This is a genomic window from Stenotrophomonas maltophilia group sp. P373 (assembly GCF_053295075.1).
Genome location: NZ_CM129994.1, coordinates 3,294,729 through 3,318,037 on the forward strand (window position 1 = coordinate 3,294,729; position 23,309 = coordinate 3,318,037).

Sequence of the window (23,309 nt, forward strand, 5' to 3'; positions counted from 1 at the left end):
GCCGACCGGAATACCCCTCATGTCCACGCCCCTGCTCTCGCTTTACCAACGCCTGCAGCGCTGGCCCGCCGGCACCTGGCTGTTCTCGCGCGCGGTGTGTTTCAAGGCGCCCTACTTCGCCAGCATCGCGCCACGCATCACCCGCCTGGAACACGGTCGCTGCGAAGGCACGCTGGCCGATCGCCGCAGGGTGCGCAACCACATCGGCACGGTGCACGCGATCGCGATGTGCAACCTGGCCGAACTGACCGCCGGGCTGATGGTCGACGCGTCGCTGCCGAAGGGCATGCGCTGGATCCCGAAGGGGATGCAGGTGCAGTACCTGGCCAAGGCGCGTGGCACGCTGCAGGCGGTGGCGCTGCCGGCACAGCCGATTGTGGTCGCGGCCGAGGGCTATGCGCTGCCGGTGACGGTCAGCGTGCGCGACCGCGCGGGGACGGAAGTGTTCAGCGCGGTCATCGACATGTGGATGTCACCGGCGAAGTAAGTTCCCGCGAACGGCGCAGCCCCTCGTGGGTGGACGCGGGATGCGGTTTATCGGTTGGGCCGGAGGGGGTGGGGCCAGGCGGGGACGCCGTGAATCCGTCCTTGGAGGCTTAGCCGCGCCATCCATGGCGCGGATACCCCGCCCGGCCCCCCCCCCTCCGGCCTCGGACGGATCTCTGCGGCGTTCCCCACGGAAGAGAGAAAGAAGAGCAAAAGCAAAAGCGACCCATCGGCCGCTTTTTTCCATGCACGCAGAATCCACGAGCGCAGCGACCCGCTGTTGCTCTTGATCTTCTTTTTTCTTCTCCGTGGGCTGGCCGCGCACGGAACCTGTCTGAGGCCGGGCGGGTTGGGTTCGCGGGGGTGTCCGCGGCATGGATGCCGCGGCCAAGCCTACACGGACGTACTTGCGGCGTCCCCCGCGAACCCAACCCGCCCGGCCACCCCCATGACAAGCTCTACGCGACCACCCCACGAGGGGCTGCGCCGTTGGCTGGAATCACACCATCGCGCGAAGAACCAACGCCAGGATCGCAGGCACCGCCTGGATCATGAAGATCCGGCGGCTCACGCTGTACGCCCCATAGCACCCCGCCACCACCACGCAGGCCAGCGAGAACGTCACCAGCACCGGCTGCCCGATCACCAGCCCCACCACGATGCCTGCTGCCAGGAAGCCGTTGTACAAGCCCTGGTTGGCCGCCAGCACGCGCGTGGTCGCCGCCTTCTCCGGCGTGTTGCGGAACGTCTTCAGACCCAGCGGGCGGGTCCACAGGAACATCTCAAGCGCCAGGAAATAGACGTGCAGCAGTGCGACCAGCAAGGTCAGGGCGAGTGCGATCCAGTACATGGGCGGTTCCTTGGACAGGGATGGGGCTCGGAGCCCGGGAAATCATCGGTCGCGCGGCAGTTTCTTTTCTTCGCGCAGTACACCGAACGCGGCTGCGGTCATGCACGCGGCCACCAGCATGCCGCCGATGAACACTACGTGCGAGCCGAACAATGACAGGCCCTTGTGCACCCAGGCAAAGCTCAGGTCCGCACCGCGGTAGACCACGGTGTCGATCGCTGCGCCGGCCTTGTAGCGCCACTGCCGGTCCACGCGCGTGTAGATTGTCTCGCGCGCCGGCTTGGCCAGTGCGAATTCGCTGGCCCGGGTCATCACCTGCACTACCGCGACCATCAGCGGCATCGGCGAGGCCGCCAGCACCGAAAAGCCGATCAGGATCGCGAAACCGGGAATCAGCAGTGCCGGCGCGATGCCGTGGCGCGACAGCAACCAACGGGTCAGGCCCAGCTGCATCAACAGCGCCAGCGCATTCACCGCCAGGTCGATGCGCGAGAAGAACGCGGTACTGGCCGCCGGGTCGGTGAAGGCCGCGCGCACGATGCTGGCCTGCTGGTTGTACAGCAGCGTGCCGACGCCCACCCCGAACACCACCATCACCGCCAGCCAGCGCAGCAGCGGCTCGCGCACGATCAATTTCAGGCCGTCCAGCACGCTGCCGCCCATCGGCTGCTCGCCGGACACCAGCTGCTGCTCGCGTTCGCGCAGCACCGCCCAGTGCCGCAGCCGCCAGATGCACAACAGGCACACGACCAGGAATCCCGCCGAGACCAGCATGAGGTTGGCGATGCCCACGCGCTGCACCAGCGCACTGGTGATCAACGGGCCGAGGAAGGCACCGACGGTGCCCGCCGCGCCAATGTATCCATAGAAGGCCCGGGCCTGCACATTGGAGAACACATCGGCCATGAAGCTCCAGAACACCGCCACCGCGAACAGGTTGAAGACGGTGATCCAGAAGAAGAAGGCCATGCCGCGGCCCGGCACGCCGCTGTCGAACATCATGTAGAAGCCCAGCAGGGTCACGATGAAGAAGCCATACACCGCCGGCAGGAACACCCGTCGTGGGAAGCGGCTGACCAGCCAGCCGTACACCGGCTGCAGCACCAGCATGATCACGAACACGCAGGAGAACAGGAACTGCAGCACGAAGTCCTTCAACGCGACGCCGTGGTTGGCGAACCAGGCGATCAGCACGGGCGGGAACACCGTTTCCAGGTCTGCCGAGGCGGCCATGGCCTCACGCACCGGGCGCAGCACGTAGTAGCCGCTGAGCAGGCAGAAGAAGTACAGGAACGACCACCACAGCGCCGGCGACTCGCGCAGTGCCGCCGTCAGGCCCTGCAGCGGCCCCTTCCCCCGTACCGCACTCACGCGGTGTCCCTCGCCTGAAGACGGCGGTTGGACAGCGGCATGGCAGGCTCCGGGGCGATGAAACGCGTACGTTAGCCAATGCACCGCAACATCGCCAGCGCGACGCGCCTTCCTGCGGGCGGATCAGCTCCGCTGATCAGCCCGGGATGACACGTTCCGATACATGCTTCCAGCGCCTCAAATTCCAAATTTTTCAACGAGATGCGCATTCATCTTCGCTTTGTTTGTGCACAAGGGAAAAGCGGCGCTAGAATCGCCATCAGCAGTCGCGCACGGGTCCAACCGATGAAAAAGAACAGCCTGCGTCGCCCGATCCGTTCGGCGGCCACCGGTTTGCTGGGCATGCTGATGCCCGTTGCCTTGTCCACCACCGCGCAGACACCGCCGGCATTGCCGCCGATGCCGACCAACATCGAATCCGCTGCGGGTCCCACTGTCGCCCACACCCAGCCGGCGGCCTACCGCACCGGCCTGGTGCCGCGCGTGCAGGCCCCGGCGCCCGGCTTCAACGTCGCCAACATCGAATCGATGGCGCAGCAGCTCACCTATGGCGAACGCGTGCCGGGCATGGCCGTGGCGATCGTGCAGGGCGGCCGCATCCTCAGCGCGCGCGGCTATGGCGTCACCGACGTCAACAATCCGCTGCCGGTCGATGCGCACACCGTGTTCCGCCTGGCCTCGCTGTCCAAGGCCTTCGCCGGCACCATGGCCGGCCTGCTGGTCAACGACGGCACGCTGCGCTGGGACAGCAAGGTCACCGACTACGTGCCGGGCTTCCGCCTGAACTCGCCGGAAGCCACTGATCGCCTGACCGTGGCCGACGTGCTCAGCCATCGCGTCGGCCTGCCCTACAACGCCTACGACCGCGACATCGAAGGCAACGCCGAGTACTACGCGCTGACCCAGAAACTGGCCAACACCAGCCTGAAGTGCCTGCCGGGCGACTGCTATGCCTACCAGAACGTAGCCTTCAGCCTGATCGGCGATGTCGTCTACGCGGCCTCCGGCAGCTTCTACGAGCAGTCGGTCGAGCGCCGCATCTTCAAGCCGCTGGGCATGAACGATGCCAGCCTCGGCCTGGCCGGCATCCAGGCCAGCTCGCGCTGGGCGCGTCCGCATGTGCGCAGCCGCAACGGCTGGGTCTCGCTGACGCCGAAGCCGACCTACTACCGGGTCGCCCCGGCGGCCGGCGTCAATGCCAGCGCCAGCGACATGGCGCAGTGGCTGCTCGCCCACACCGGCCACCGCCCCGACGTGCTGCCGGCACCGCTGCTGGCCACCCTGCATTCGAGCCTGATCAGCACCCCCGGCGAGATGCGTTCTGGCTGGCGCCGCGAGCGCCTGCACTCGGCCGGCTACGCCCTGGGCTGGCGCACCTTCGACTACGCCGGCCACGACGTGGTGTTCCATGCCGGTGCCGTGCAGGGCTATCGCGGCCTGGTCGCGCTGGTGCCGGAACGCGATCTGGGCATCGCCATCATGTGGAATGGCGAAAGCAGCCTGCCCAGCGGCCTGCTGCCGACCGTGCTCGACTCCGCGCTCGGCCTGCCGGCGCAGCGCTGGCTGGACGTGGACACCGACTTCGGCAGCGACAACCTGATGGCCGAGGGCGCCAGCCCGGCGCAGCAGGACAAGCGCAAGGGCAAGGGCGCCTCGGGCAATCGTGCGGTGGCGTCGCCGCGCTGATAAGGCGGGCTCGATCGGGTGTGCGAAGGGCGGCCTGCGGGCCGCCCTTTTTGTTGTTGTGCAGGGCCGAGCCGAGCCGTGCTCGGCTGAGCGGAATCCTGGCGCAAGGCGGCCGAGCATGGGCTCGGCTCTACAGCTCCGCAGCATTAGTGCGCGAAGTAGTGCATGCCGCCGTCCACCGGAATCACCGCGCCTGTGATGTAGCCGGCCAGCGGCGAGGACAGGAACGCCACCAGTGGCGCCACTTCCTCGGGTTCACCGAAGCGTCCGATCGGGATGTTGCTGGCGATGAACGCACGTCGGCTTTCCTCGGTGGGATGCAGGCGTTCCAGGATCTGCGCGCTGTTGATGCGCCCCGGTGCAATCGCATTCACCGTAATGCCCTGCCCGGCCACCTCCGACGACAGCCCCTTGCTCCACAGATGCAGCGCCGCCTTCGCCGCAGTGGCCGCGTTCACCGCACGCGGTTCCATCGAACCACTGAAATTGATCACCCGTCCCCATGCCTGCGCCTGCATGCCAGGCAACAGCGCCTGGGTCATCCGCCGCGCGGCGGAAAAGTTCAGGGCGATCGCTTCCTCCCAGACATCATCATCGGCATCGACGGTGGTCGGCCGGGAGCCACCTGCGGCGTTGACCAGGATGTCGACGCGTTGCAATGCCTCCCGGGATGCCTGCGCGATGTACCGGACGTCACCGGCCACGGTGACATCGCCGGCCACGATGACCGGTGCCGCGCCGCCTTCGGCTTCGATCCGCGCCGCAAGCGCCTGCAGCGGTGCCCGCTGCCGTGACGTGATGGCAACGCGCACGCCCTGGGCCGCCAGCTGCCTGGCGACGGCGGCACCGATGCCGCTGGCCGCGCCCGTCACCAAAGCGGTGCGGCCTGCAAGATTCAAGTCCATGGTGTTCTCCTGTCCGCATGGCCGGCCAATCCAGCCCTTGCACGACATGCTGTTTGATCACCCCTGATTGATAAACTCCGCGCAGGTTTCAGCATTCAACACCCGGGGTGTCAGATGAACCTGCTGGAAAGCATGCAGGTCTACGTGCTGATCGTGGACAAGGGCAGCCTCAGTGCTGCAGCTGCGGCGATGGACATCTCCGCGACGATGGCCGGCAAGCATCTGCGTGCATTGGAATCACGGCTGGGCATGCAGCTGTTGAGCCGAACCACCCGGCGCCAGCACACGACGCCGTTCGGCCAGGACTACTACACGCGCTGCCGGGAGATCCTGCGCCTGGTGGACGAAACCGATGCGCAGGCGCAGCACCAGCACCTGGCACCGGCGGGCACGCTGCGCATCAGTGCACCGGTGATCTTCGGTACGCATGCACTGGTACCGGCACTGGCCGAGTACATGGCGCGCCATCCGGATGTCCGGGTCGAAGCGACGCTGACCGATCGCGTAGTCGACCTCGCCGAAGAGGGCTTCGAAGCGGCGCTGCGGATCGGCACGCTGGCCGACAGCAGCGTGCTGGTGGCGCGAGCCCTGGCCCCTTATCGCCTGATGATGTGCGCCTCGCCGGCGTATCTGGCCAGGCATGGCACGCCAGACAGCGTGCATGCACTTGCCGGCCATCAATGCCTGTCGTTCGAACCGAGTGCACTTGCGCAGTGGCTGCAGGACGACGCTGGCGAGCTCGACCACGTGCCCGACGGCCGGCTGCAGATCAACAATGGCGAAGCGCTGCGTTCGGCGGCGCTGCATGGCCTGGGCATCATCCTGCAGTCGACGCTGCTGCTGGCAGCCGATGTCGAGGCTGGGCGACTGGTGCAGCTGCTCCCAGGGCACGGCCAGGCCGGTCGGCCGATGCACGTGGTCTATGCGCACGATCGTTACCCTTCCACCCGCCTGCGTAGCTTCCTCGACTTCCTGGTGGAACGATTCCCGCCAGCAATCGCCCAACCAGGCGACCGAAGCCGCCCATAAAAAAACCCCCTCCCCGCTGGGCAGCCAGGGAAGGGGGTTTCAGGATGCGGCTATCGGGAAGTACTTAGATCAGCGGCGCCGGGGTTGCCGGCAGAGCGACCGGAGCGGCCTTCTTCTTGCGGGCGGCCGGCTTGCGCTTGGCAACCTTCTTCGCTGCCTTCTTCGGGGCAGCCTTCTTGGTGGCCTTCTTCGCGGTCTTCTTTACTGCCTTCTTGGCGGTCTTCTTGACGGCCTTCTTGGCAGTCGCCTTCTTTGCGACCTTCTTGGCCGGCTTGCGGGCCGTAGCCTTCTTGGCAGTCTTCTTGGTGGCCTTCTTGGCCGCCTTCTTCGCGGTCTTCTTGACGGCCTTCTTGGCAGTGGACTTCTTGGCGACCTTCTTCGCCGCCTTCTTCACTGCCTTCTTCGCAGTGGTCTTCTTGGCGACCTTCTTCGCCGCCTTCTTCACTGCCTTCTTGGCAGTCGCCTTCTTCGCGACCTTCTTCACTGCCTTCTTGGCAGCGGCCTTCTTCGCGACCTTCTTCACCGCTTTCTTGGCGGCGGGCTTCTTCTTCGCAGCTTTCTTGGTTGCCATGGGATGGCTCCTCGTCAGTGATAGGGAGTTGAAACGCCCAGTTGGATCAAACCCGCGGATGCTGCGTGCGGGGACCGCCGGCGCGTCAAGCGCGCCGTTACGGATGCGGCGATGCCCGCCTCGATCGGCGGAGCGGACATCGGAACGGAAGGTGCCTTGCATTTCTCCGGGGGAAGCGGGGCCGTGTCCACCGTCATCAGGGTCGCGGTGGTCTTGAAGGGGCTGCTTCGCATCGGACGATTGATTCTGCGCACTCGGTTGGGCAGGCAAGGTCTGCTGAGGCGAAACCTAATCACGGTTTTTTTTACTGTCAACAACCCCCGCGAAAAATTTTCACATCCGCGCCTTTCCGAGCGCCGTCGGCGCCACTGCTCTACGCGGCCCGCCATGGCGGTTGAAGCGTCGCGCAAGCGTGCTGCATGCACCGGCATCGATGCATACGTTGAACAAAAAGCACTTGAAATAAGCACTCCGCGCATCTAGACACAGACTCGCAACGGCATCGCGCGTGCGACGTCGATGGTCACCGGCGCCGCCACCAACGCCAGCACAACAGCGCCGCAACAGGGGGCAAAAAGTTTTCACATCCGAGTGCGTCGGCGCGGGGCTGAAACGCGGATTTGCGCAAAACTGCGCACGCCCATCGGCACCGTTCGCCTGTCGGCTGATGCCACGCCGAGGGTGCGCAGCGAACCCCGCGTCATGAGTCCGGTGCAGTCGCCAAAACAAAAACGGCCACCCGAAGGTGGCCGTTCCAGAATCCGGAAACGACGACTCAGTGGTCTTCGTTCTCCAGGGCTTCGGCGTACGCGTCCGGGTCCAGCAGCTCGTTGACCTCATCGGCGTTGGTCAGTTCGACCACGAACATCCAGCCTTCGCCGTAGGCATCTTCGTTGATGGTTTCCGGCTTGTCGGACAGGGCCGAGTTGACCTCGACGACCTTGCCGCTGATCGGGCTGTAGACGTCCGAGGCGGCCTTCACCGACTCGACGACGGCGATCTGCTCGCCAGCCTTGGCGTCGGCGCCGACTTCCGGCAGTTCGACGTAGACCAGGTCACCCAGCAGGCCCTGGGCGTGGTCGGAAATACCGACGGTGACGCGGCCATTGCCTTCGACACGGGCCCACTCATGGGACTTGAGGAACTTGAGGTCGCCGGGGATCTCGCTCATGGGACTGCTCCAGAGATATGCAGGGGTGGAAAAAACGGGGCTAGTGTAACCAACCGGCCGCCACTGCTGTCAGTGACGACCGGCACGTACGGATCAGGCGTCGGTGAGCACGCCGGGCTGCGCCTGGCCTTCCCGAACGAACGGGAACTTGACCACCCGCACCGGCACCTGACGGCCGCGGATGTCGACGGTGACCTCGCCGAGTTCACCGGCCGGCACGCGGGCGAAGGCGATGCCCTTGGCCAGCGTCGGCGAGAAAGTGCCGGACAGGATCTCGCCCTGGCCGCTGGCCGTGGTGACCGTCTGGCCGTGGCGCAGCACGCCCTTCTCGTCCATCACCAGACCGATCATCTGGCGCGCGGTGCCGGCGCTCTTCTGCGCCTCCAGCACGTCGCGGCCGATGAAGTCGCGGCCTTCGTCCAGCGACACGGTCCAGGCCAGCGCCGCTTCGTACGGGCTGATCTCTTCGTCCATGTCCTGGCCGTACAGGTTCATGCCCGCTTCCAGGCGCAGGGTGTCGCGCGCGCCAAGGCCGGCCGGCTTCACGCCCGCCGCCAGCAGGCGGTTCCAGAAGGCGACCACGGCGTCCTGCGGAAGCAGGATCTCGAAACCATCTTCACCGGTGTAGCCGGTGCGCGCGACGAACAGCTCGACGCCGTCATCGGACTGCACCTGCAGGGCGGCGAAGCGGCCCAGCTTGGTCAACGCTGCGCGGTCGGCTTCGCGGGCCAGGCCGATCACGATGTCGCGCGCCTGCGGGCCCTGCACGGCGAGGATGGCCAGGTCCGGGCGCTGCTCGACGGCGACGCCGAACGGCGCAGCCTGCTCGCGCAGCCAGGCCAGGTCCTTCTCGCGGGTAGAGGCATTGACCACCATGCGGAAGAAGTCGTCGCCCAGGTAGTAGACGATCAGGTCGTCGATGACGCCGCCGCGCGGATTCAGCATGCACGAGTACAGTGCCTTGCCGGTCACCTTCAGCTTGTCGACCGAGTTGGCCAGCAGGCGGCGCAGGAACGGCTTGACCTGGTCACCGCGCAGGTCGACCACCGTCATGTGGCTGACGTCGAACACGCCGGACTCACGGCGCACCAGATGGTGCTCGTCCAGCTGCGAGCCGTAGTGGATGGGCATGTCCCAACCCCCGAAATCGACCATCTTGGCGCCAAGGGCGCGGTGGGTATCGTTGAGCAGCGTCTTCTGGGTCATGACCGGGTCCGGCAGCAGAGGAAACAGGAAACCCCATTATCCCAGATCGGTCGCCCGCAGGCGTGCCGCAGCGCAGCGGTTCATGCAAGCGGAAGTGCAACCCGCCCCGCCCTTTCCTCTGCCGGCGAGGCAATGCCCCGCAAGGCACCGCAGCCGCCCGCTACAGGCGCACCCGCCCACGCAGGATGTCGAGGAACATCACCCAGTCACCCATGAACGAGTACAGCGGATGGCGGAACGTCGCCGGTCTGTTCTTCTCGAAGAAAAAATGGCCGACCCAGGCGAACCCGTAGCCGCAGAACAGGGCGCCAAGCAGGAACAGCGGCTGGCCGCGCAGCAAGGCAGTGGCGACCAGCAGCAGGACCCCGCAACTGCCGATGAAGTGCAGTCGCCGCGATACCGGGTGGCGGTGCTCGCTGAGATAGAACGGATAGAACTCGCGGAAGCTGGCGAAGCGGGACATGAGCAGGCTCCGGGAACCAGGGTCGCCCACATCATGCGCCTTCCGGAAGGCAGCGCTGCCCTTGTAGAGCCGAGCCATGCTCGGCTTGCGCGTGCCAGCGCGGCCGGAAGGAAGAGCAGCCGAGCATGGCTCGGCTCTACACTGATGAGGTGCGCGGCCCGAACATGATCACCGCCATGCCGGCCAGGCACAGCGCTGCGCCCAGCAGGTCCCAGCGGCTGGGACGAATGCCATCGACCAGCCACAGCCAGAACAGCGCGGTGCCGATGTAGACGCCACCGTAGGCGGCATAGACCCGTCCACTGGCCGTCGGGTGCAGGGTCAGCAGCCAGGCGAACACGGCCAGGCTGGCCGCCGCCGGCAGCAGCAGCCAGACGCTGCCTCCCTTGCGCAGCCACAACCATGGCAGGTAGCAGCCAACGATCTCGGCCAGCGCGGTCAGCAGGAACAGGCCAAGCGTTTTCACGCCTTCTCTGCTGCCTTGGCCTGCTGCCACAGTGCTTCCTGCGCATCCAGGTCCAGTTCGGCCAACGCCTCACCCTGTGCGTCGGCCTGCGCTTCCATCGCGCGGAAGCGACGCTCGAACTTGTGGTTGGCACCGCGCAGTGCAGCGCCCAGATCGATATCGGCATGACGCGCCAGGTTCGCGCAGACGAACAGCAGGTCGCCCAGTTCTTCCTGCAGGCGCGCCTTGTTGCCCGCGACATCGCCGCGTTCGAACTCCTCGCGCAGCTCCTGCAGCTCCTCGGCTGCCTTGTCCAGCACCGGCAGCGGACCCGGCCAGTCGAAACCGACCTTGGCCGCGCGCGACTGCAGCTTCACCGCCCGCTGCCATTCCGGCAGGCCGCGCGAGATACCGGCCAGTGCGGAGGTGTCCTGCTCGCCCTTGGCGGCACGCTCGGCGCGCTTGATCGCCTCCCAGTTGCGCGTCACCCCGTCGGCATCGTCCACGCTGACATCGGCGAACACGTGCGGGTGGCGGCGCTGCATCTTGTCGCTGATCGCACGGGCGACCTCGGCGAAGGCAAACGCGCCCTGCTCCTCGGCCATGCGTGCGTGGAACACCACCTGCAGCAGCAGGTCGCCGAGCTCGTCGCAGAGATCGTCCAGGTCACCCCGGTCGATCGCATCGGCGACTTCGTAGGCTTCCTCGATGGTGTAGGGGGCGATGGTCGCGAAGTTCTGCTCCAGATCCCACGGGCAGCCACCCTGCGGGTCACGCAGCCGCGCCATGATCGCCAGCAGGCGCTCCAGTTCGCTGCTTGCGGCGCTACCGGTGGTGGGGGTGTCGTGCGCGCTCATGGGGCCTCCAGGATCAGTCGGACAACCAGTCGCGCCATGGCAGGCTGGTATCACCAAGGGCAATGAAATCGCCGTTCAACAGTGTCTCGCGGCGGTTGTAGCGGAACGGCTTGCCGGTCGCCGCCGACAGCACCGCGCCGCCGGCGGCATGCAGCACGCACTGGCCGGCGGCGGTATCCCATTCGGAGGTCGGGCCCAGCCGCGGATAGACATCCAGGCCGCCTTCGGCGATCCGGCAGAATTTCAGTGACGAGCCCTGTGCGATGGTCTCGATGCGGCCCATGCGCGCCAGCAGCGCCTCGGTTTCCGGCGAGCGGTGCGAGCGGCTGGCGGCAACGCGCAGCGGAGCCGTGGCCGGCGTGCGGGTGCGCAGCACGGTGTCATGCAGGCCCTGCCGCCGATAGGCCAGCTCGCCGCGCATGGCATGCCAGACGATGCCGGTGACCGGCGCCAGCACCACACCAAAGGCCGGCGCGCCCTGGTAGATCAAGGCGATGTTGACGCTGAATTCGCCGTTGCGCTTGACGAACTCGCGGGTACCGTCGAGCGGATCCACCAGCCAGTAAGCGCCCCAATGGCGGCGCTGCTCCCAGCTCACCTGCGCCGATTCCTCGGACAGGATCGGCAGGTCCGGTGTCAGCTGCCGCAGGCCCAGCTCAATGACCTGGTTGGCCGCCAGGTCGGCCGCGGTGACCGGGCTGTTGTCGTCCTTGATCTGGACCTCGAATCCATCGGCATACACCTGCATGATGGCTTGGCCGGCCTGCTGGGCGATGGCGATGGCGGTCTCGCGCAGGTCCGTGGTCAGTTTGATCATCGCGTTCCCTGCAGCCACTGGCGGGCAATGAACAGCGCCGCCAGCGAGCGTCCCTCGGAGAAGTCCTCGCGCAACATCAGCTGGTCCAGTTCGGCCAGCTTCCACGGCACCACTTCCAGTTCTTCCGGCTCGTCGCCGGCCAGCTTCTCCGGGTACAGGTCGCGCGCCACCACCAGCCACGACTGGTGGCTCATGTAGGTCGGGGCAAGGGTCATTGCGCGCAGCACGTCGACCCGGCGCGCACCGTAACCGGCTTCTTCCTTCAGCTCGCGGTCGGCGGCCTGCTCGGGGGTTTCGCCGGCGTCGATCCGGCCCTTGACCAGGCCCAGTTCGTAGCGGTGCATGCCGGCGGCGTATTCACGTACCAGCAGCACGGTCTCATCGTCGAGCATCGGCACCACCACCACCGCGCCGTGGCCACGACTGACCAGGCGCTCGAACCGGCGACGTTCACCGTTGGAGAATTCCAGGTCCAGATGCTGGCGCTGGAAAGGGCCGTTCTCCTCATCGGTGATCCGATGGATGATCGGCAAGCGACGGCCGGCACGGTCATCGTTCATGCGGAATCTCCGCGGCGGCCGGCGCCAGCGCCGGGGCCGATAGAATGTGCAGGCAGCAACATGTTCATGAGCCCGAAATGCTAGCAGACCCAACCCCCTCCCCGCTGGCCCAGCACTGGCGGCAACGCGACCTGCAGGTGCTGTGGCACCCGTGCACGCAGATGCGTGAGCATCCGGACACCCTGCCACTGGTGCCGATCGCCCGCGGTGAAGGCGCATGGCTGATCGATTACGACGGCCACCGCTACCTGGACGCCGTCAGCAGCTGGTGGACCAACCTGTTCGGCCATGCCGAGCCGCGCATCGGCGGCGCCATCGCGGCGCAGGCCGGGCAGCTGGAACAGGTGATGCTGGCGGGCTTCGGCCACGAGCCGGCGATCACCCTGGCCGAGCGCCTGCTGGCGCTGGCGCCACGCCAGCCCGGCCGCGCGCCGTTGGCCAAAGTGTTCTACGCCGACAACGGCTCGGCCGGCGTGGAAGTGGCGCTGAAGATGGCCTTCCAGTACTTCCAGAACCGCGGCGAGCCACGGCGCACGCGCTTCATCGCGCTGGAAAACGGCTACCACGGCGAGACCCTGGGTGCGCTGGCGCTAGGCGATATTCCGCTGTATCGCCGCGTCTATGCACCGCTGCTGGCCGAAGGCCTGTTCGCGCCATCGCCCGATGCCTACCTGGCCGAACCGGGCCAGAGCGCGGCAGATCGCGCACGGCAGGCTGCCGACGGCTTGACCACGCTGTTCGACCAGCATCCGGGCGAGATCTGCGCGGTGATCCTGGAACCGCGCCTGCAGTGTGCCGGCGGCATGCGCATGCATGACCCGGTCTATCTGCAGCGCGTGCGCGAACTGTGCGATGCCCATGGCGCGTTCATGATCGCCGACGAGATCGCCACCGGATTCGGCCGCACCGGCACCCTGTTCGCCTGCGAGCAGGCAGGGGTGATGCCGGACCTGATGTGCCTTTCCAAGGGCCTGACCGGCGGCTTCCTGCCGCTGGCCGCCGTGCTGGCCACGCAGGCGCTGTACGACGCCTTCCTCGACGACTCGCGCGAGCGCGCCTTCCTGCATTCGCACAGCTACACCGGCAATCCGCTGGCCTGCGCGGCAGCACTGGCGACGCTGGACATCTTCCGCGACGACGATGTGATCGCCCGCAACCGGGGCATCGCGTCGGTGATGGGCACGCTGGCGGCGCCATTTTCCGACCATCCGCACGTGGCCGACGTGCGCCAGGCCGGCATGGTAGTGGCGTTCGAGCTGTCGCGCGACGGCAACAGGCGCACGCCTTTCGACCCGGGCCTGCGGCTGGGCCTGAACGCTTACAAGGCCGCCCTCAAGCGCGGCGTGGTGCTGCGCCCGCTGGGCGACGTGCTGTACTGGATGCCACCCTATTGCGTGGATGACGAACAACTGGAGCTGCTGGCACACACCACGCTGGCGGCCATCGACGAGGCGATTGCATGCGCGTGACCCGCTGCCCCATCGACCTGGCGCTGCACAGCGGCCAGACCGTGACCCTGCCGGAAGAGACGGCCAACCACCTGGTGCGGGTGATGCGCCTGCGCGAGGGCGATACGTGCGTGCTGTTCAACGGCGATGGCAACGACTACAGCGCGACACTGACCGTGGCCGGCAAGCGCGAGGTACAGGTCCGCATCGATGCTGTGCAGGCCATCGACAATGAATCACCGCTGGCGATCACCCTGCTGCAGGGCATCGCCCGTGGCGAGAAGATGGACCTGATCCTGCAGAAGGCCACCGAACTGGGCGTGGCGGCGATCATTCCGGTCAACGCCGAGCGCACCGAGGTGAAGCTCGATCCAGCACGGGCCGAGAAGCGCGTGGCGCACTGGAACAACGTGGTGACGTCGGCCTGCGGCCAGTCCGGGCGTGCGCGCATCCCGCAGGTGGGTTCGCCGCTGTCGCTGGCGCAGGCTGCGGCGGTACTGCCGGCCGATACGCTGCGGCTGACCCTGGACCCGCGGGGCGCACATCGCCTGTCGACGCTGACGGCCGCTCCGGCAGGGGGCCTCGTGCTTGCGATCGGCCCGGAAGGAGGCTGGTCCCCGCGCGACCGCGACCAGCTGGCAGCGGCCGGGTTCCAGGGACTGCAGCTGGGCCCGCGGATCCTGCGCACGGAAACGGCCGGACTGGCCGCGATCGCGGCGTTGCAGGCGCGGTTGGGCGACCTGGGATAGGACCGGTTCGTGGTAGAGCCGGGCGCTGGCCGGCATCCACCGGATCATGGGGTTGCCGGCCAGCGGCCGGCACTACCGGGGGGATGCGACCGGCGGAATCGCGATCAAGCCACCAGCGAATCCAGGGCGGCTTCCAACGCGTCCAGGTTCGGCAGCAGTGCACTCTGCTCACCCAGCAGCACGCGCATGTGCACGGTCTGCGGCAGGGTTTCTTCGGAGGCGTCGGCCAGCAAGCCGTCGCGCGGCACCGAGATCAGCTGCGGAAAGTTCTGCGTCAGCAGCGCGTAGTACGGGCGCTGCGCGTTGCCGCTGAGGGACTTCAGCACCACCACCTTGTTGTGGCCGGCCACCGTCTCTTCGCCCAGCCCCGAAAGGCGTGCGAACGACACCAGCGGCACCTGCCAGCCGTGCCAGCCGATCTCGCCGACCAGCCAGCGCGGCGCATCGGAGACCGGCTGCACCGGCACGCGCGACATCATTTCGGCCACGGTGGCATTGGGCAGCAGCACGCGCTCGTTGCCGGCCTGGATCAGGACGCCGCGGATTTCGTCATTGCTGGCGTAGCTCATGGTGCGTCTCCGTTGTCGTCCTGCTCACCCCAGCGCACGGCAATCGCCTGCGCCAGTTCCTGCGGTTCACCGGCCACCATGCCGGCAGCCACCACGGCGGTGGCCGCCGCCGGGTCATAGCAGCCCTCGCCCACCTGCCCGGCCACCCACGCACCGGCGGCCGCCAGGTCCAGCGCCGGGCCTACGTGGGCCAGGTCGGCACCGCTGAGCAGCACCAGCGCGGTGTGTTCGGCCGGCAGCGAAGCGAGCGAAATACCGTTGGCATCGCTCTGGAAATGCAGGCCATCGCTGGCCGCGCGCACGCCGATATCATCGGCCAGAACGTGCACTTCGCCCGGCACCGCGTGCTGGCCGGCCTCGGCCAGCTGCACCGGCAACGGCGAAACACGGGACATCTGCTTGACCAGATTGCCGTAGCGGCCACCATCCAGACGCATGTGCACCAGGACCGGCACGCTCAACGACGCGGGCAGTGCGCCGAGCAGGCGACGCAACGCATCCGGGCCACCGATGCCGGCCAGCACCAGCAGCGATGCGGCACGCGCACCGGCCGGGGCGACGGCATCCAGATCGACCAGGCTCAAATGATCGGTATCGAACGAGGGCTGCGGCGCGACGACCGGCGCCACGGCTTCTGCCGATACGGGTGCTTCGATCGATTCTTCCACCAGCGACCAGGCGGTGTGATCGAAGGAGACCGGCGGTGTCGCAGGCGTCGCCGGTTCGGCCAGTGCCTGCGGCGCCGAAGGCGGATCCAGAGGCTCGGGCACGACCGGCTGCAGCGCCGCCAGGGCCTGCTCCAGCGCGATCGGTTCGTGCAGGTCTGCCGGTGGCGAATACAGGCCGTCGGCCGGAACGTCATCGGCCCAGCTCAGCGCCTGTTCCAGGTGCGGGCGCAGGGCTTCTTCCTGCGGCGCCGGCGCGGGCGCCGGATGGCCAGGCTCCAGCTGCAGGCTGGGCTCTTCTTCGGCGCCCGGCGGCAACACCTGCTGGTGGCCGTGCAGCTTGGCGGCCAGGTGGCGCCCCCAGCGTTGCGCCTCCCAGCCGTCGCGGCGGGCGGCCAGCTCAGCCTCATCGAACACCAGGGTCAGCCCCGGTGCCGAGAGCACGGATTCCAACCGTTCCAGTGCGTCCTCGATGGCAGCTTCCAGCGCGATCACCACGAACTGCGGGGCCGCGGCCTGCAGGACCTGCGGCTCCAGGCCGTTCGGATCATCTTCCAGGACCAGCTGTACATCGGCATGCGCCAGCGCCTCGCGCAGGCGTTCACGCGCCGTACCGGGGCGGGCCAGCAGGGCGACGGCCGGGGCCGGATGGGTTTCACTCACGGACACGGGCGATCCCCAGCAGGTCGTACACGTTACGCATCAGGTCCAGTTCCTGGTACGGCTTGCCCAGATAACGCTGGACACCGATCTCGAAGGCACGCTGGCGGTGCTTGTCGCCGCTGCGCGAGGTGATCATCACGATCGGCACATCCCTGTAACGCGGATCGGCACGCATCACAGTGGCCAGCTCGTAGCCGTCCATGCGCGGCATCTCGATGTCCAGCAACATCAGGTCCGGCACGCGCTCTTCCAACCGCTCCAGTGCTTCCACGCCATCGCGGGCGACACTGACTTCGAAGTTGTGGCGTTCGAGGATGCGACCGGTCACCTTGCGCATGGTCAGCGAGTCATCGACCACCATCACCAGCGGCACCTGGCGTTCGTCGCGCGGCGCATTGGCCAGCACCGGTGCCGTCGGATTGGCCAGGAAGCGGCGCACCAGCGGCGCGACGTCCAGGATCACCACCACGCGGCCATCGCCGGTGATGGTGGCACCGTAGATGCCCGGTACCGATGCGATCTGCAGGCCCACCGGCTTGACCACGATTTCGCGGTTGCCCAGCACTTGATCGATCGCCACGGCTGCACGCAGGTCGCCGGCGCGGACCAGCAACAGCGGCACCTGGTCCTGGCCATCGGCACGCGCCGGGGCCTGCCCGACCAGGCTGCCGAGGTCATACAACGGATAGTCTTCGCCGCTGTAGCGGTAGCTGCTGTCGGCGGCCTCGAAACGTTCGCGCGACAGGCGGCCGATGCCACTGACCGATGCGACCGGCACCGCAAAGGTGGTTTCGCCGATCTGCACGAACACCGCCTGGGTGACCGCCAGCGTCTGCGGCAGGCGCAGGGTGAAGCGCACGCCCTGGCCGCGCACTGACTGGATATCGACCGAGCCGCCCAGCTGGCGCACTTCGTTGCGCACCACGTCCATGCCCACGCCACGACCGGCCAGCTGGCTGACCTGGTCGGCGGTGGAGAAACCGGAGGCGAAAATCAGGTTGTCCAGTTCCTGATCGTTCGGCTGCGCGTCGGCGGCCAACAGGCCACGGTCGATGGCGCGGCGGCGGATCGCTTCGCGATCGAGGCCGGCACCGTCATCGGCCACTTCCAGCACGATTTCCGAGCCTTCACGGTGCAGGCGGATGGCAACTTCGCCCTCTTCCGGCTTGCCGGCGGCGCGGCGCTGTTCCGGCGCTTCCAGGCCATGGGCCACGGAGTTGCGCAGCATGTGTTCGAGCGGCGCGACCATGCGGTCGAGGACGTTGCGGTCCAGTTCGCCGTGAGTGCCTTCCAGGGTCAGGTGCACCTGCTTGCCGGTATCCATGCCGGACTGGCGGACCACGCGGCGCAGGCGCGGCACCAGGCCATCGAACGGCACCATGCGCGCGCGCATCAGGCCGTCCTGCAGCTCGGAGCTGACGCGCGACTGTTGTTGCAGCAGCGAATCGTACTGGCGCGACAGATCGTCCAGTACCCCTTGCAGGCCGCCAAGGTCGGCCGCCGATTCGTTCAGCGCACGGCTGAGCTGCTGCAGCGTGGAGAAGCGGTCCAGCTCCAGCGGATCGAACTTCTGGTCTGCCTGGTCCTGCTCACGCTGGTAGCGGGCGACGATCTGCGCTTCGGTTTCCAGGTCGAGCCGGCGCAGCTGGTCGCGCAGTCGCGCATTGGTGCGCTCCAGCTCGCCCATCGCACCACGGAACGCGCCGAGCTGCTGCTCGAGGCGCGAGCGGTAGATCGCCACTTCACCGGCATGGTTGACCAGGCGGTCGAGCAGATCCGCGCGAACGCGCACCTGTTCCTGCTGCGGGCGTGCCAGCGGATCTTCATCGACCACGCCTTCGGCCGGCAGCGGTGCCGACAGTGGCGCATCAAGCAGTTCCGGTGCCGATGCCGGACTGGCAACCGGTGCCGAAGTGGCTTCTGCGACGCTCGCCACGTTGGCTGCGGCTGCAGCAGCCGCCGCAGCGATATCGGTGGTGGTACGCACTTCGAACGCGTCGACCAGGTCCTGCGCCGGTTCCACCACGCGGTGGTCGCCGGTGCGGGTGAGCAGCTGGTGCAGCCGATCAAATCCGCGCTCCAGCAACTGCACATCGCGGCGTTCGATCTCGGTGCGACCAGCGGCGACGGCTTCCAGCAACGATTCGATGCTGTGGCCAAGATCGCCGATGGCGTTGATGCCGGCCATGCGTGCGCCACCCTTCAGGGTATGCAGGTCACGCTGCAGGCCGGCCAGCACCTCGCGGTCCTGCGGCGCATCGCGCAGCTCGCTGATCAGGCCATCACAGTGGTCGAGCAGGTCCTTGCCTTCCTCGACGAAGATGTCGACCAGCTCGCGATCGTAGACGCTGAAGTCGAGCGTATCGGCGCTGTCTTCCGGCACCGGGATGTCAAGGACGTCGGGTGCCACGGTTTCAACCACGTCGGCGTCAGGCGCGCCAACGGCCGGGGCATCCGATACGGCATCGGCATCGGCAGCTTCGGCGTGGACTTCCACCTGGCCCGGCGCGTCTTCCAGTTCGAAGAACCGCACCGGTTCGGCGGTGGCCGGCGTCGCGGCCTCCGCGATCTCCTCATTCACCGTCGCCGGGGACGGCTGATCGGCGCTCTCTCCTTCACCGATCGCCGCCTCCCCGCCGACGTCCGCATCCTCGGCAAAGGCTTCCGCCTCGCCCGGCGCGAGTTCGCTGGCCTGCAGGCCGAGCACGGACCATTGCCCGTCGTCGGCCAGGGGCTGCTCTTCGTCGATCACGTGCAGGCCGGCCTCGAGCGCGGCGTCCAGCGAGACCGGTTCTGCAAACCCCGGCGCAGCCATTTCATCCTGCAGGCTCGGCAGCTCGCTGTCGAGTGGCAGTGCAGCAGGCGTCTCGAATGCCTCAGCGTCCGCGACGTGCACGTGATCGAACGAGGACGCATTCAGGTCAGATGCGACGGCTTCGACAGCATCAGGAATCTCTTCGGCATCGCGGTCGTCGACCGGCAGCGCACTGGCATCCAGGTACGGCGACAGATCGTCCACGACGGTCAAACCGGCATCGTCGGCCAACAGCGGCGCGCTTTCGGCCTCCGCCTGGACACCGTCTACCTCAACGCCCGGAACGTCGTCGGCCACCTGGATCGATTCGACCACCGGTAGCGACGCCGCTCCCTCACCCGGTACCGACGGCCATCCGGCATCGAAGTAGCGCGAAAGATCGTCGCTGGCGGTCAGCTCACCGACCTCCAGCCCGCCCTCGCCCTCGATCGCGGCATCCTCGACCGGGTTTTCGGCGACATCGGCAACTGCCTGTGGTTCCTGCTCCGGCGCGACGGACGAAAGCGGGACCGCATCGGTTTCAGGCGCGACGGCTGCCGGGGCGTCCGCATCCCAGTCCGCCGTCGGTTCGTCATCCAGCGCCAGCTCAGCTTCGTCGTCCTCCAGGCCCACCATCGGCCAGCGCGCTTCCGGCAACTCGCTGGCCAGCGCCTGCAGGCGCTGTGCCAGTACCTGTTGCGGTGCGATACGCGGCTGTTCGGCCTGCAGCGCTTCCATGGTGGCGGTGATCGCCTGCGCGGCCGCATCCAGCGCGGCCACGCCCTCATCACCCGGCACCACTTCGGCGGCCAGTGCACGCTTGATGTAGGACTCTGCACCGCCGGTTACAGCCGTGATCTCGGGCACTTCGGTCATCGCGAAGGCGCCGTTCATGGTGTGCACTGCGCGCAGGAGTGCGTCGCTGACCGGCTGCGGTGCCTGCTGCGCCGAACGCAGCCAGTCCTGCAGGGTGGCCTGATGGACTTCCACCTCGGCCTCGAGAATCTCGCGCAGCACGCTGTCGATGTTGGCCGGCGTGCCGGTGGCTTCGGCCTTCTCGGCGGTATCGGCCAGCGCCGAAGCGGCAACCTCCGCGTCGACAATGCGGCTGATCTCGTCTTCGCCCTCGACTTCGGCCACCGGTGCAACCGATGCAGTGGCCCCAGGCAGGGGTACGTAGTAGGTCTCCTCGCCTGCACCGACACGATCGGCGATGGCCTGCATGGCCTGCAGGTCAACGCTGATGCGGTGGCCATGGCGCAGCGCCGCGTTCAGCTGCGGCAGCGCCGCATGCGCGTTGTCGACCATCGCCAGCACGGCGGGAGATGCGGCGCGGCTGCCATCCAGCACGCGGTTGAGCATGCCTTCGATCTTCCACGCGAACTCACCCAGGGTGCGTGCGCCGACCAGGCGGCCACTGCCCTTGAGGGTATGGAAGATGCGGCGGATCGGGCGCAGCCGGTCCATGTTGTCCGGCTGCATGCGCCATGCCGGCAGCAGCGTGCCGAGATTGGCCAGCTCATCGTCGAACTCTTCCAGGAACACCTCGCGGATGTCCTCGTCGATGTTCTCGGCATCGTCGTCGAACCCGGCGTCGAAGCCCGCATTGGTGTCGGCGTCGGTCCCGGCAACGGCCGAATCCACCGCCTCCGGCGCTGCCGCAGCGGCCATCGCCTGTGGATTGAAGCCGGCAGCGGCCGCACTCAACTCGGCGAAGAACTGGGCGTCGGCCTCGCTGAAATCGATCGGCGCGATGGTGTCGATATCGATCACCGACACGGCCGGAGCGGACGTATCCGCCGCAGGAGCCGCCGCATCGATCAACGGCGACGTGATCGACGGTACCGGCAGGTCATCCGGGGCCTCATCCACCCCGGCCAGCGGCGGAACGACGGCATCGACGATCTCCAGCGACGGATGCAACGCGGCGTCATCGTCCAGCGACAGCGTTTCCATCGCATGCAGCGACAGCACGTCGTCAGCGTTGTCCAGCGCGTCGGCATCGAAGCGGAACACCACGTCGTCGGCCACGGCAGCCGCATCCTGTTCGGCCGCCACCGGGTCGAACACCGGTGCAGCATCGAAAGCGGTCGCGGAGGAATCCACCGCGTCCGTCCTCTCATCGATCACAGGCGCTGCGCTTTCCTCAAGCATCTGCGGCGCCCCGGACAGCGACCACTGCGGCGCACCGGAGTGATCACCCTCGGCCAGTTCGAAGCTGACCGGATCGAAACTGGCGAAGGTCGGGCTGCGCTCGTCATCGGCAGGCACGATGGCGTCGGCCTCCGGATGGAACGGCGCCAGCTCCCACTGCGGGACATCCGGCGCAGGTGCGCTGGACGCCGCGAAGACCAGCGATGCGTCCGCATCGTCGTGCGTCGGCAACGGCGAAGCACCGGTATCAGCCGTGCTGGCGGCCACGGCTGCCGCGGTGCCCAGCGCGCCGAACATCAGGCGGTTGTCGGACACCATCGGCGCCGGCGAGGCCGGCGGCGGATCGAAGGTGAAGTCCGGCAGTGGCACCGGCACGTCGCCGGCAGCGGGCGCCGCAGGCTGCACCGGAACCTCGATGCGCTCCGGCTGCAGGGGCTCGGCCTGCAACGCAACCGGCTCACGTTCGACCGGCAGCAGTGCCGGCGCGTCCGGCGCAACGGCATTGTGCTCCGGCAGCGGCCAGTAGCGCAGTGCCTCGAGGCTGCTGCGGGTGATTTCGAGGATGTCCTCTCGGCCCGGGCGGCGGTCGCGCAGGGCTTCCAGGTAGTACTCCAGGCTGGCCATGGCATCGGCCAGGGTGTCCAGTTGACGGCCGCTGGGCACGCGCTGGCGGCCGATCAGTTCGGCCTCGATGTACTGCTGCACGCCGCGCAGGTAATCGGCGGCGGTACCCAGGTCGAGCATGCGCAGCGCGCCGGACACATCGCCCAGCAGGCGTGGCACATCCTGCAGCTCGGCATGGTTCCAGCTGGTTTCGATGAAGGCGACGAAATGCTCGCGGGCAGCGGCGAAGTTGGCGATGGCTTCATGCGCCAGCACCTCCACCGTTCGCCGGTTCTCGACCGCGCTCGGGTCGTCCTCGCCACTGCCGCCGGCGCCCAGATGGGCAACCTGGTCGTCCAGCGAGGCATCGACGTACAGCAGTGCACCGGCAATATCCAGCAGCAGGTTCTCGTCGATCTGCTGGCGACCTTCGACCACGCCGCGCAGCGCATCGCGCTGCTGCACGACCACGCCGCGGGCCACGCCCAGGCCCATCATGCCCAGCGTATCGGCCACGGCGCCGAGCTCGTTGGCCTGGGTCTGCAGCTGTTCCGGCGCACCACCTGTGCGCAGGTGCAGGTCAAGCGCATCCTTGATGCGCAGCAGTTCTTCCTTCACCGCGCTGCCGACCGTGTCGAGCAGCTCGCGATTACGCCCGCTCAGGCTGCCACGGGCATGGTCCAGCTCGGCCTCGGTGGCGGTGACGCTGTCCGGCGCAAAGGCCAGCAGCACACTGTCAGTGACGCCTTCTTCGCCGCGCGACGCACGGATCTCGTTGAGCAGCGGCATCAGCACGATCGGAATGTCGCGATGGCCGTTCTGCAGGCGCTCCAGATAGTCGGGCAGCAGCACGCTGCCACGCATCAGGGTTGCGCAGGCTTCATCACGGTCGGCCACGCGGCCGGCGCCGATGGCGTTGGCCAGCTGCTCCAGCTCTTCGGCCACCATCGCCGGGGCATACAGCTCGACCATGCGCAGAGTGCCCTGCACCTGGTGCAGGTAGCCGGCGCAGATGCGCATGCGGCTGGCATCGGTCGGGTCTTCGGCGTAGTACTCGACCTCGTTGCGCACCTGGCGCAGGGTCTCGTCCAGCTCGGGCTTGACCCAGCCCAGCGCTGCGTGGCTCATCGCATCGCGCAGACTGCTCATGGACGCGCTCCGTTCGCCGCCGCGCGGTGGCCGCGCGAGTTCTGGCGTGGGGAATGGAAATGCTTCATCGACTGGTTCCTTGCTCGCCGCCCTGCCCG

20 protein-coding genes are annotated in these 23,309 nt (G+C 67.5%); 6 read left to right on the forward strand and 14 right to left on the reverse strand.

Annotated elements, in window-relative coordinates; all coding sequences use genetic code 11:
* Positions 1-19: 19 nt before the first annotated feature.
* The gene (locus ACSYHF_RS15330) at positions 20-487 is read left to right on the forward strand and encodes a hotdog fold domain-containing protein (RefSeq protein WP_005418417.1); all 468 of its coding nucleotides are present in this window, start codon (positions 20-22) and stop codon (positions 485-487) included.
* 498 nt (positions 488-985) lie between these two features.
* Here the strand turns inward: ACSYHF_RS15330 and ACSYHF_RS15335 are convergent, their stop codons facing one another.
* Positions 986-1,336, reverse strand: coding sequence for a DUF1304 domain-containing protein (locus tag ACSYHF_RS15335; protein WP_095379254.1), 351 nt, complete (start codon positions 1,334-1,336; stop codon positions 986-988).
* Positions 1,337-1,378: 42 nt separating this feature from the next.
* Entirely contained in the window at positions 1,379-2,707 is a 1,329-nt protein-coding gene (locus ACSYHF_RS15340; RefSeq protein ID WP_005418421.1) for an NTP/NDP exchange transporter, read from the reverse strand.
* A gap of 285 nt (positions 2,708-2,992) precedes the next feature.
* On the opposite strand from ACSYHF_RS15340, the gene ACSYHF_RS15345 reads away from it, so the two are divergent.
* Positions 2,993-4,393, forward strand: a complete 1,401-nt coding sequence (locus ACSYHF_RS15345; RefSeq protein WP_005418422.1) for a serine hydrolase domain-containing protein — start codon at positions 2,993-2,995, stop codon at positions 4,391-4,393.
* A gap of 146 nt (positions 4,394-4,539) precedes the next feature.
* Here the strand turns inward: ACSYHF_RS15345 and ACSYHF_RS15350 are convergent, their stop codons facing one another.
* Complete coding sequence (locus ACSYHF_RS15350; protein WP_005418423.1) at positions 4,540-5,298, reverse strand: SDR family NAD(P)-dependent oxidoreductase; 759 nt, start codon at positions 5,296-5,298, stop codon at positions 4,540-4,542.
* A gap of 114 nt (positions 5,299-5,412) precedes the next feature.
* On the opposite strand from ACSYHF_RS15350, the gene ACSYHF_RS15355 reads away from it, so the two are divergent.
* On the forward strand, positions 5,413-6,327 hold the full coding sequence (locus ACSYHF_RS15355; RefSeq protein WP_134956058.1) for a LysR family transcriptional regulator: 915 nt from the start codon (positions 5,413-5,415) through the stop codon (positions 6,325-6,327).
* A gap of 64 nt (positions 6,328-6,391) precedes the next feature.
* On the opposite strand, the gene ACSYHF_RS15360 is transcribed toward ACSYHF_RS15355, so the two are convergent.
* On the reverse strand, positions 6,392-6,898 hold the full coding sequence (locus tag ACSYHF_RS15360; protein ID WP_032954412.1) for a hypothetical protein: 507 nt from the start codon (positions 6,896-6,898) through the stop codon (positions 6,392-6,394).
* 111 nt (positions 6,899-7,009) lie between these two features.
* Here ACSYHF_RS15360 and ACSYHF_RS15365 point away from each other — a divergent pair, with 111 nt between their 5' ends.
* Positions 7,010-7,381 (forward strand): hypothetical protein, encoded by a 372-nt coding sequence (locus tag ACSYHF_RS15365; RefSeq protein WP_141239399.1) that lies wholly within the window; start codon positions 7,010-7,012, stop codon positions 7,379-7,381.
* A gap of 292 nt (positions 7,382-7,673) precedes the next feature.
* Here the strand turns inward: ACSYHF_RS15365 and gcvH are convergent, their stop codons facing one another.
* The 7 genes from gcvH to nudE form a co-directional block, all read right to left on the reverse strand.
* On the reverse strand, positions 7,674-8,069 hold the full coding sequence (gene gcvH, locus ACSYHF_RS15370) for a glycine cleavage system protein GcvH (protein WP_005418426.1): 396 nt from the start codon (positions 8,067-8,069) through the stop codon (positions 7,674-7,676).
* Between the two features lie 93 nt (positions 8,070-8,162).
* Positions 8,163-9,275, reverse strand: coding sequence for a glycine cleavage system aminomethyltransferase GcvT (gene gcvT, locus ACSYHF_RS15375; RefSeq protein ID WP_005418427.1), 1,113 nt, complete (start codon positions 9,273-9,275; stop codon positions 8,163-8,165).
* Positions 9,276-9,435: 160 nt separating this feature from the next.
* Positions 9,436-9,738, reverse strand: a complete 303-nt coding sequence (locus tag ACSYHF_RS15380; RefSeq protein WP_049415586.1) for a DUF962 domain-containing protein — start codon at positions 9,736-9,738, stop codon at positions 9,436-9,438.
* Between the two features lie 136 nt (positions 9,739-9,874).
* Positions 9,875-10,204, reverse strand: a complete 330-nt coding sequence (locus ACSYHF_RS15385; protein WP_053499515.1) for a YnfA family protein — start codon at positions 10,202-10,204, stop codon at positions 9,875-9,877.
* On the reverse strand, positions 10,201-11,040 hold the full coding sequence (mazG, locus tag ACSYHF_RS15390) for a nucleoside triphosphate pyrophosphohydrolase (RefSeq protein ID WP_111129455.1): 840 nt from the start codon (positions 11,038-11,040) through the stop codon (positions 10,201-10,203). The genes ACSYHF_RS15385 and mazG overlap by 4 nt, the downstream gene beginning before the upstream one ends.
* Positions 11,041-11,053: 13 nt before the next feature.
* Entirely contained in the window at positions 11,054-11,857 is an 804-nt protein-coding gene (cysQ, locus tag ACSYHF_RS15395) for a 3'(2'),5'-bisphosphate nucleotidase CysQ (protein ID WP_005418434.1), read from the reverse strand.
* Positions 11,854-12,417 (reverse strand): ADP compounds hydrolase NudE, encoded by a 564-nt coding sequence (gene nudE, locus ACSYHF_RS15400; protein WP_005418435.1) that lies wholly within the window; start codon positions 12,415-12,417, stop codon positions 11,854-11,856. Before nudE ends, cysQ begins: the two co-directional genes overlap by 4 nt.
* 77 nt (positions 12,418-12,494) lie before the next feature.
* Between nudE and bioA the strand changes: the two genes are divergently transcribed.
* Entirely contained in the window at positions 12,495-13,886 is a 1,392-nt protein-coding gene (gene bioA / locus ACSYHF_RS15405; RefSeq protein WP_262221386.1) for an adenosylmethionine--8-amino-7-oxononanoate transaminase, read from the forward strand.
* Complete coding sequence (locus tag ACSYHF_RS15410; protein WP_065178188.1) at positions 13,877-14,614, forward strand: 16S rRNA (uracil(1498)-N(3))-methyltransferase; 738 nt, start codon at positions 13,877-13,879, stop codon at positions 14,612-14,614. The genes bioA and ACSYHF_RS15410 overlap by 10 nt, the downstream gene beginning before the upstream one ends.
* A 104-nt stretch (positions 14,615-14,718) precedes the next feature.
* On the opposite strand, the gene ACSYHF_RS15415 is transcribed toward ACSYHF_RS15410, so the two are convergent.
* Genes ACSYHF_RS15415 through ACSYHF_RS15425 form a run of 3 tightly spaced genes read right to left on the reverse strand, consistent with a single transcriptional unit; the run spans position 14,719 to position 23,211 of the window.
* Positions 14,719-15,183: a chemotaxis protein CheW gene (locus tag ACSYHF_RS15415; RefSeq protein ID WP_197599068.1), complete on the reverse strand. Its 465-nt coding sequence runs from the start codon at positions 15,181-15,183 to the stop codon at positions 14,719-14,721.
* Entirely contained in the window at positions 15,180-16,517 is a 1,338-nt protein-coding gene (locus ACSYHF_RS15420; RefSeq protein ID WP_197599067.1) for a chemotaxis protein CheB, read from the reverse strand. Before ACSYHF_RS15420 ends, ACSYHF_RS15415 begins: the two co-directional genes overlap by 4 nt.
* Positions 16,504-23,211, reverse strand: a complete 6,708-nt coding sequence (locus tag ACSYHF_RS15425; protein WP_447575779.1) for an Hpt domain-containing protein — start codon at positions 23,209-23,211, stop codon at positions 16,504-16,506. The genes ACSYHF_RS15420 and ACSYHF_RS15425 overlap by 14 nt, the downstream gene beginning before the upstream one ends.
* Positions 23,212-23,309: the final 98 nt, after the last annotated feature.

What these genes read in the sequence shown, in the direction of transcription:
- nudE (WP_005418435.1), bottom strand. Translation starts at nt 12,417, where the DNA reads ATGAACGATGACCGTGCCGGCCGTCGCTTGCCGATCATCCATCGGATC.
- ACSYHF_RS15365 (WP_141239399.1), top strand. Translation starts at nt 7,010, where the DNA reads ATGCCCGCCTCGATCGGCGGAGCGGACATCGGAACGGAAGGTGCCTTG.
- gcvH (WP_005418426.1), bottom strand. Translation starts at nt 8,069, where the DNA reads ATGAGCGAGATCCCCGGCGACCTCAAGTTCCTCAAGTCCCATGAGTGG.
- ACSYHF_RS15330 (WP_005418417.1), top strand. Translation starts at nt 20, where the DNA reads ATGTCCACGCCCCTGCTCTCGCTTTACCAACGCCTGCAGCGCTGGCCC.
- gcvT (WP_005418427.1), bottom strand. Translation starts at nt 9,275, where the DNA reads ATGACCCAGAAGACGCTGCTCAACGATACCCACCGCGCCCTTGGCGCC.
- mazG (WP_111129455.1), bottom strand. Translation starts at nt 11,040, where the DNA reads ATGAGCGCGCACGACACCCCCACCACCGGTAGCGCCGCAAGCAGCGAA.
- ACSYHF_RS15355 (WP_134956058.1), top strand. Translation starts at nt 5,413, where the DNA reads ATGAACCTGCTGGAAAGCATGCAGGTCTACGTGCTGATCGTGGACAAG.
- ACSYHF_RS15380 (WP_049415586.1), bottom strand. Translation starts at nt 9,738, where the DNA reads ATGTCCCGCTTCGCCAGCTTCCGCGAGTTCTATCCGTTCTATCTCAGC.
- ACSYHF_RS15350 (WP_005418423.1), bottom strand. Translation starts at nt 5,298, where the DNA reads ATGGACTTGAATCTTGCAGGCCGCACCGCTTTGGTGACGGGCGCGGCC.
- bioA (WP_262221386.1), top strand. Translation starts at nt 12,495, where the DNA reads ATGCTAGCAGACCCAACCCCCTCCCCGCTGGCCCAGCACTGGCGGCAA.
- cysQ (WP_005418434.1), bottom strand. Translation starts at nt 11,857, where the DNA reads ATGATCAAACTGACCACGGACCTGCGCGAGACCGCCATCGCCATCGCC.
- ACSYHF_RS15415 (WP_197599068.1), bottom strand. Translation starts at nt 15,183, where the DNA reads ATGAGCTACGCCAGCAATGACGAAATCCGCGGCGTCCTGATCCAGGCC.
- ACSYHF_RS15360 (WP_032954412.1), bottom strand. Translation starts at nt 6,898, where the DNA reads ATGGCAACCAAGAAAGCTGCGAAGAAGAAGCCCGCCGCCAAGAAAGCG.
- ACSYHF_RS15335 (WP_095379254.1), bottom strand. Translation starts at nt 1,336, where the DNA reads ATGTACTGGATCGCACTCGCCCTGACCTTGCTGGTCGCACTGCTGCAC.
- ACSYHF_RS15410 (WP_065178188.1), top strand. Translation starts at nt 13,877, where the DNA reads ATGCGCGTGACCCGCTGCCCCATCGACCTGGCGCTGCACAGCGGCCAG.
- ACSYHF_RS15425 (WP_447575779.1), bottom strand. Translation starts at nt 23,211, where the DNA reads ATGAGCAGTCTGCGCGATGCGATGAGCCACGCAGCGCTGGGCTGGGTC.
- ACSYHF_RS15345 (WP_005418422.1), top strand. Translation starts at nt 2,993, where the DNA reads ATGAAAAAGAACAGCCTGCGTCGCCCGATCCGTTCGGCGGCCACCGGT.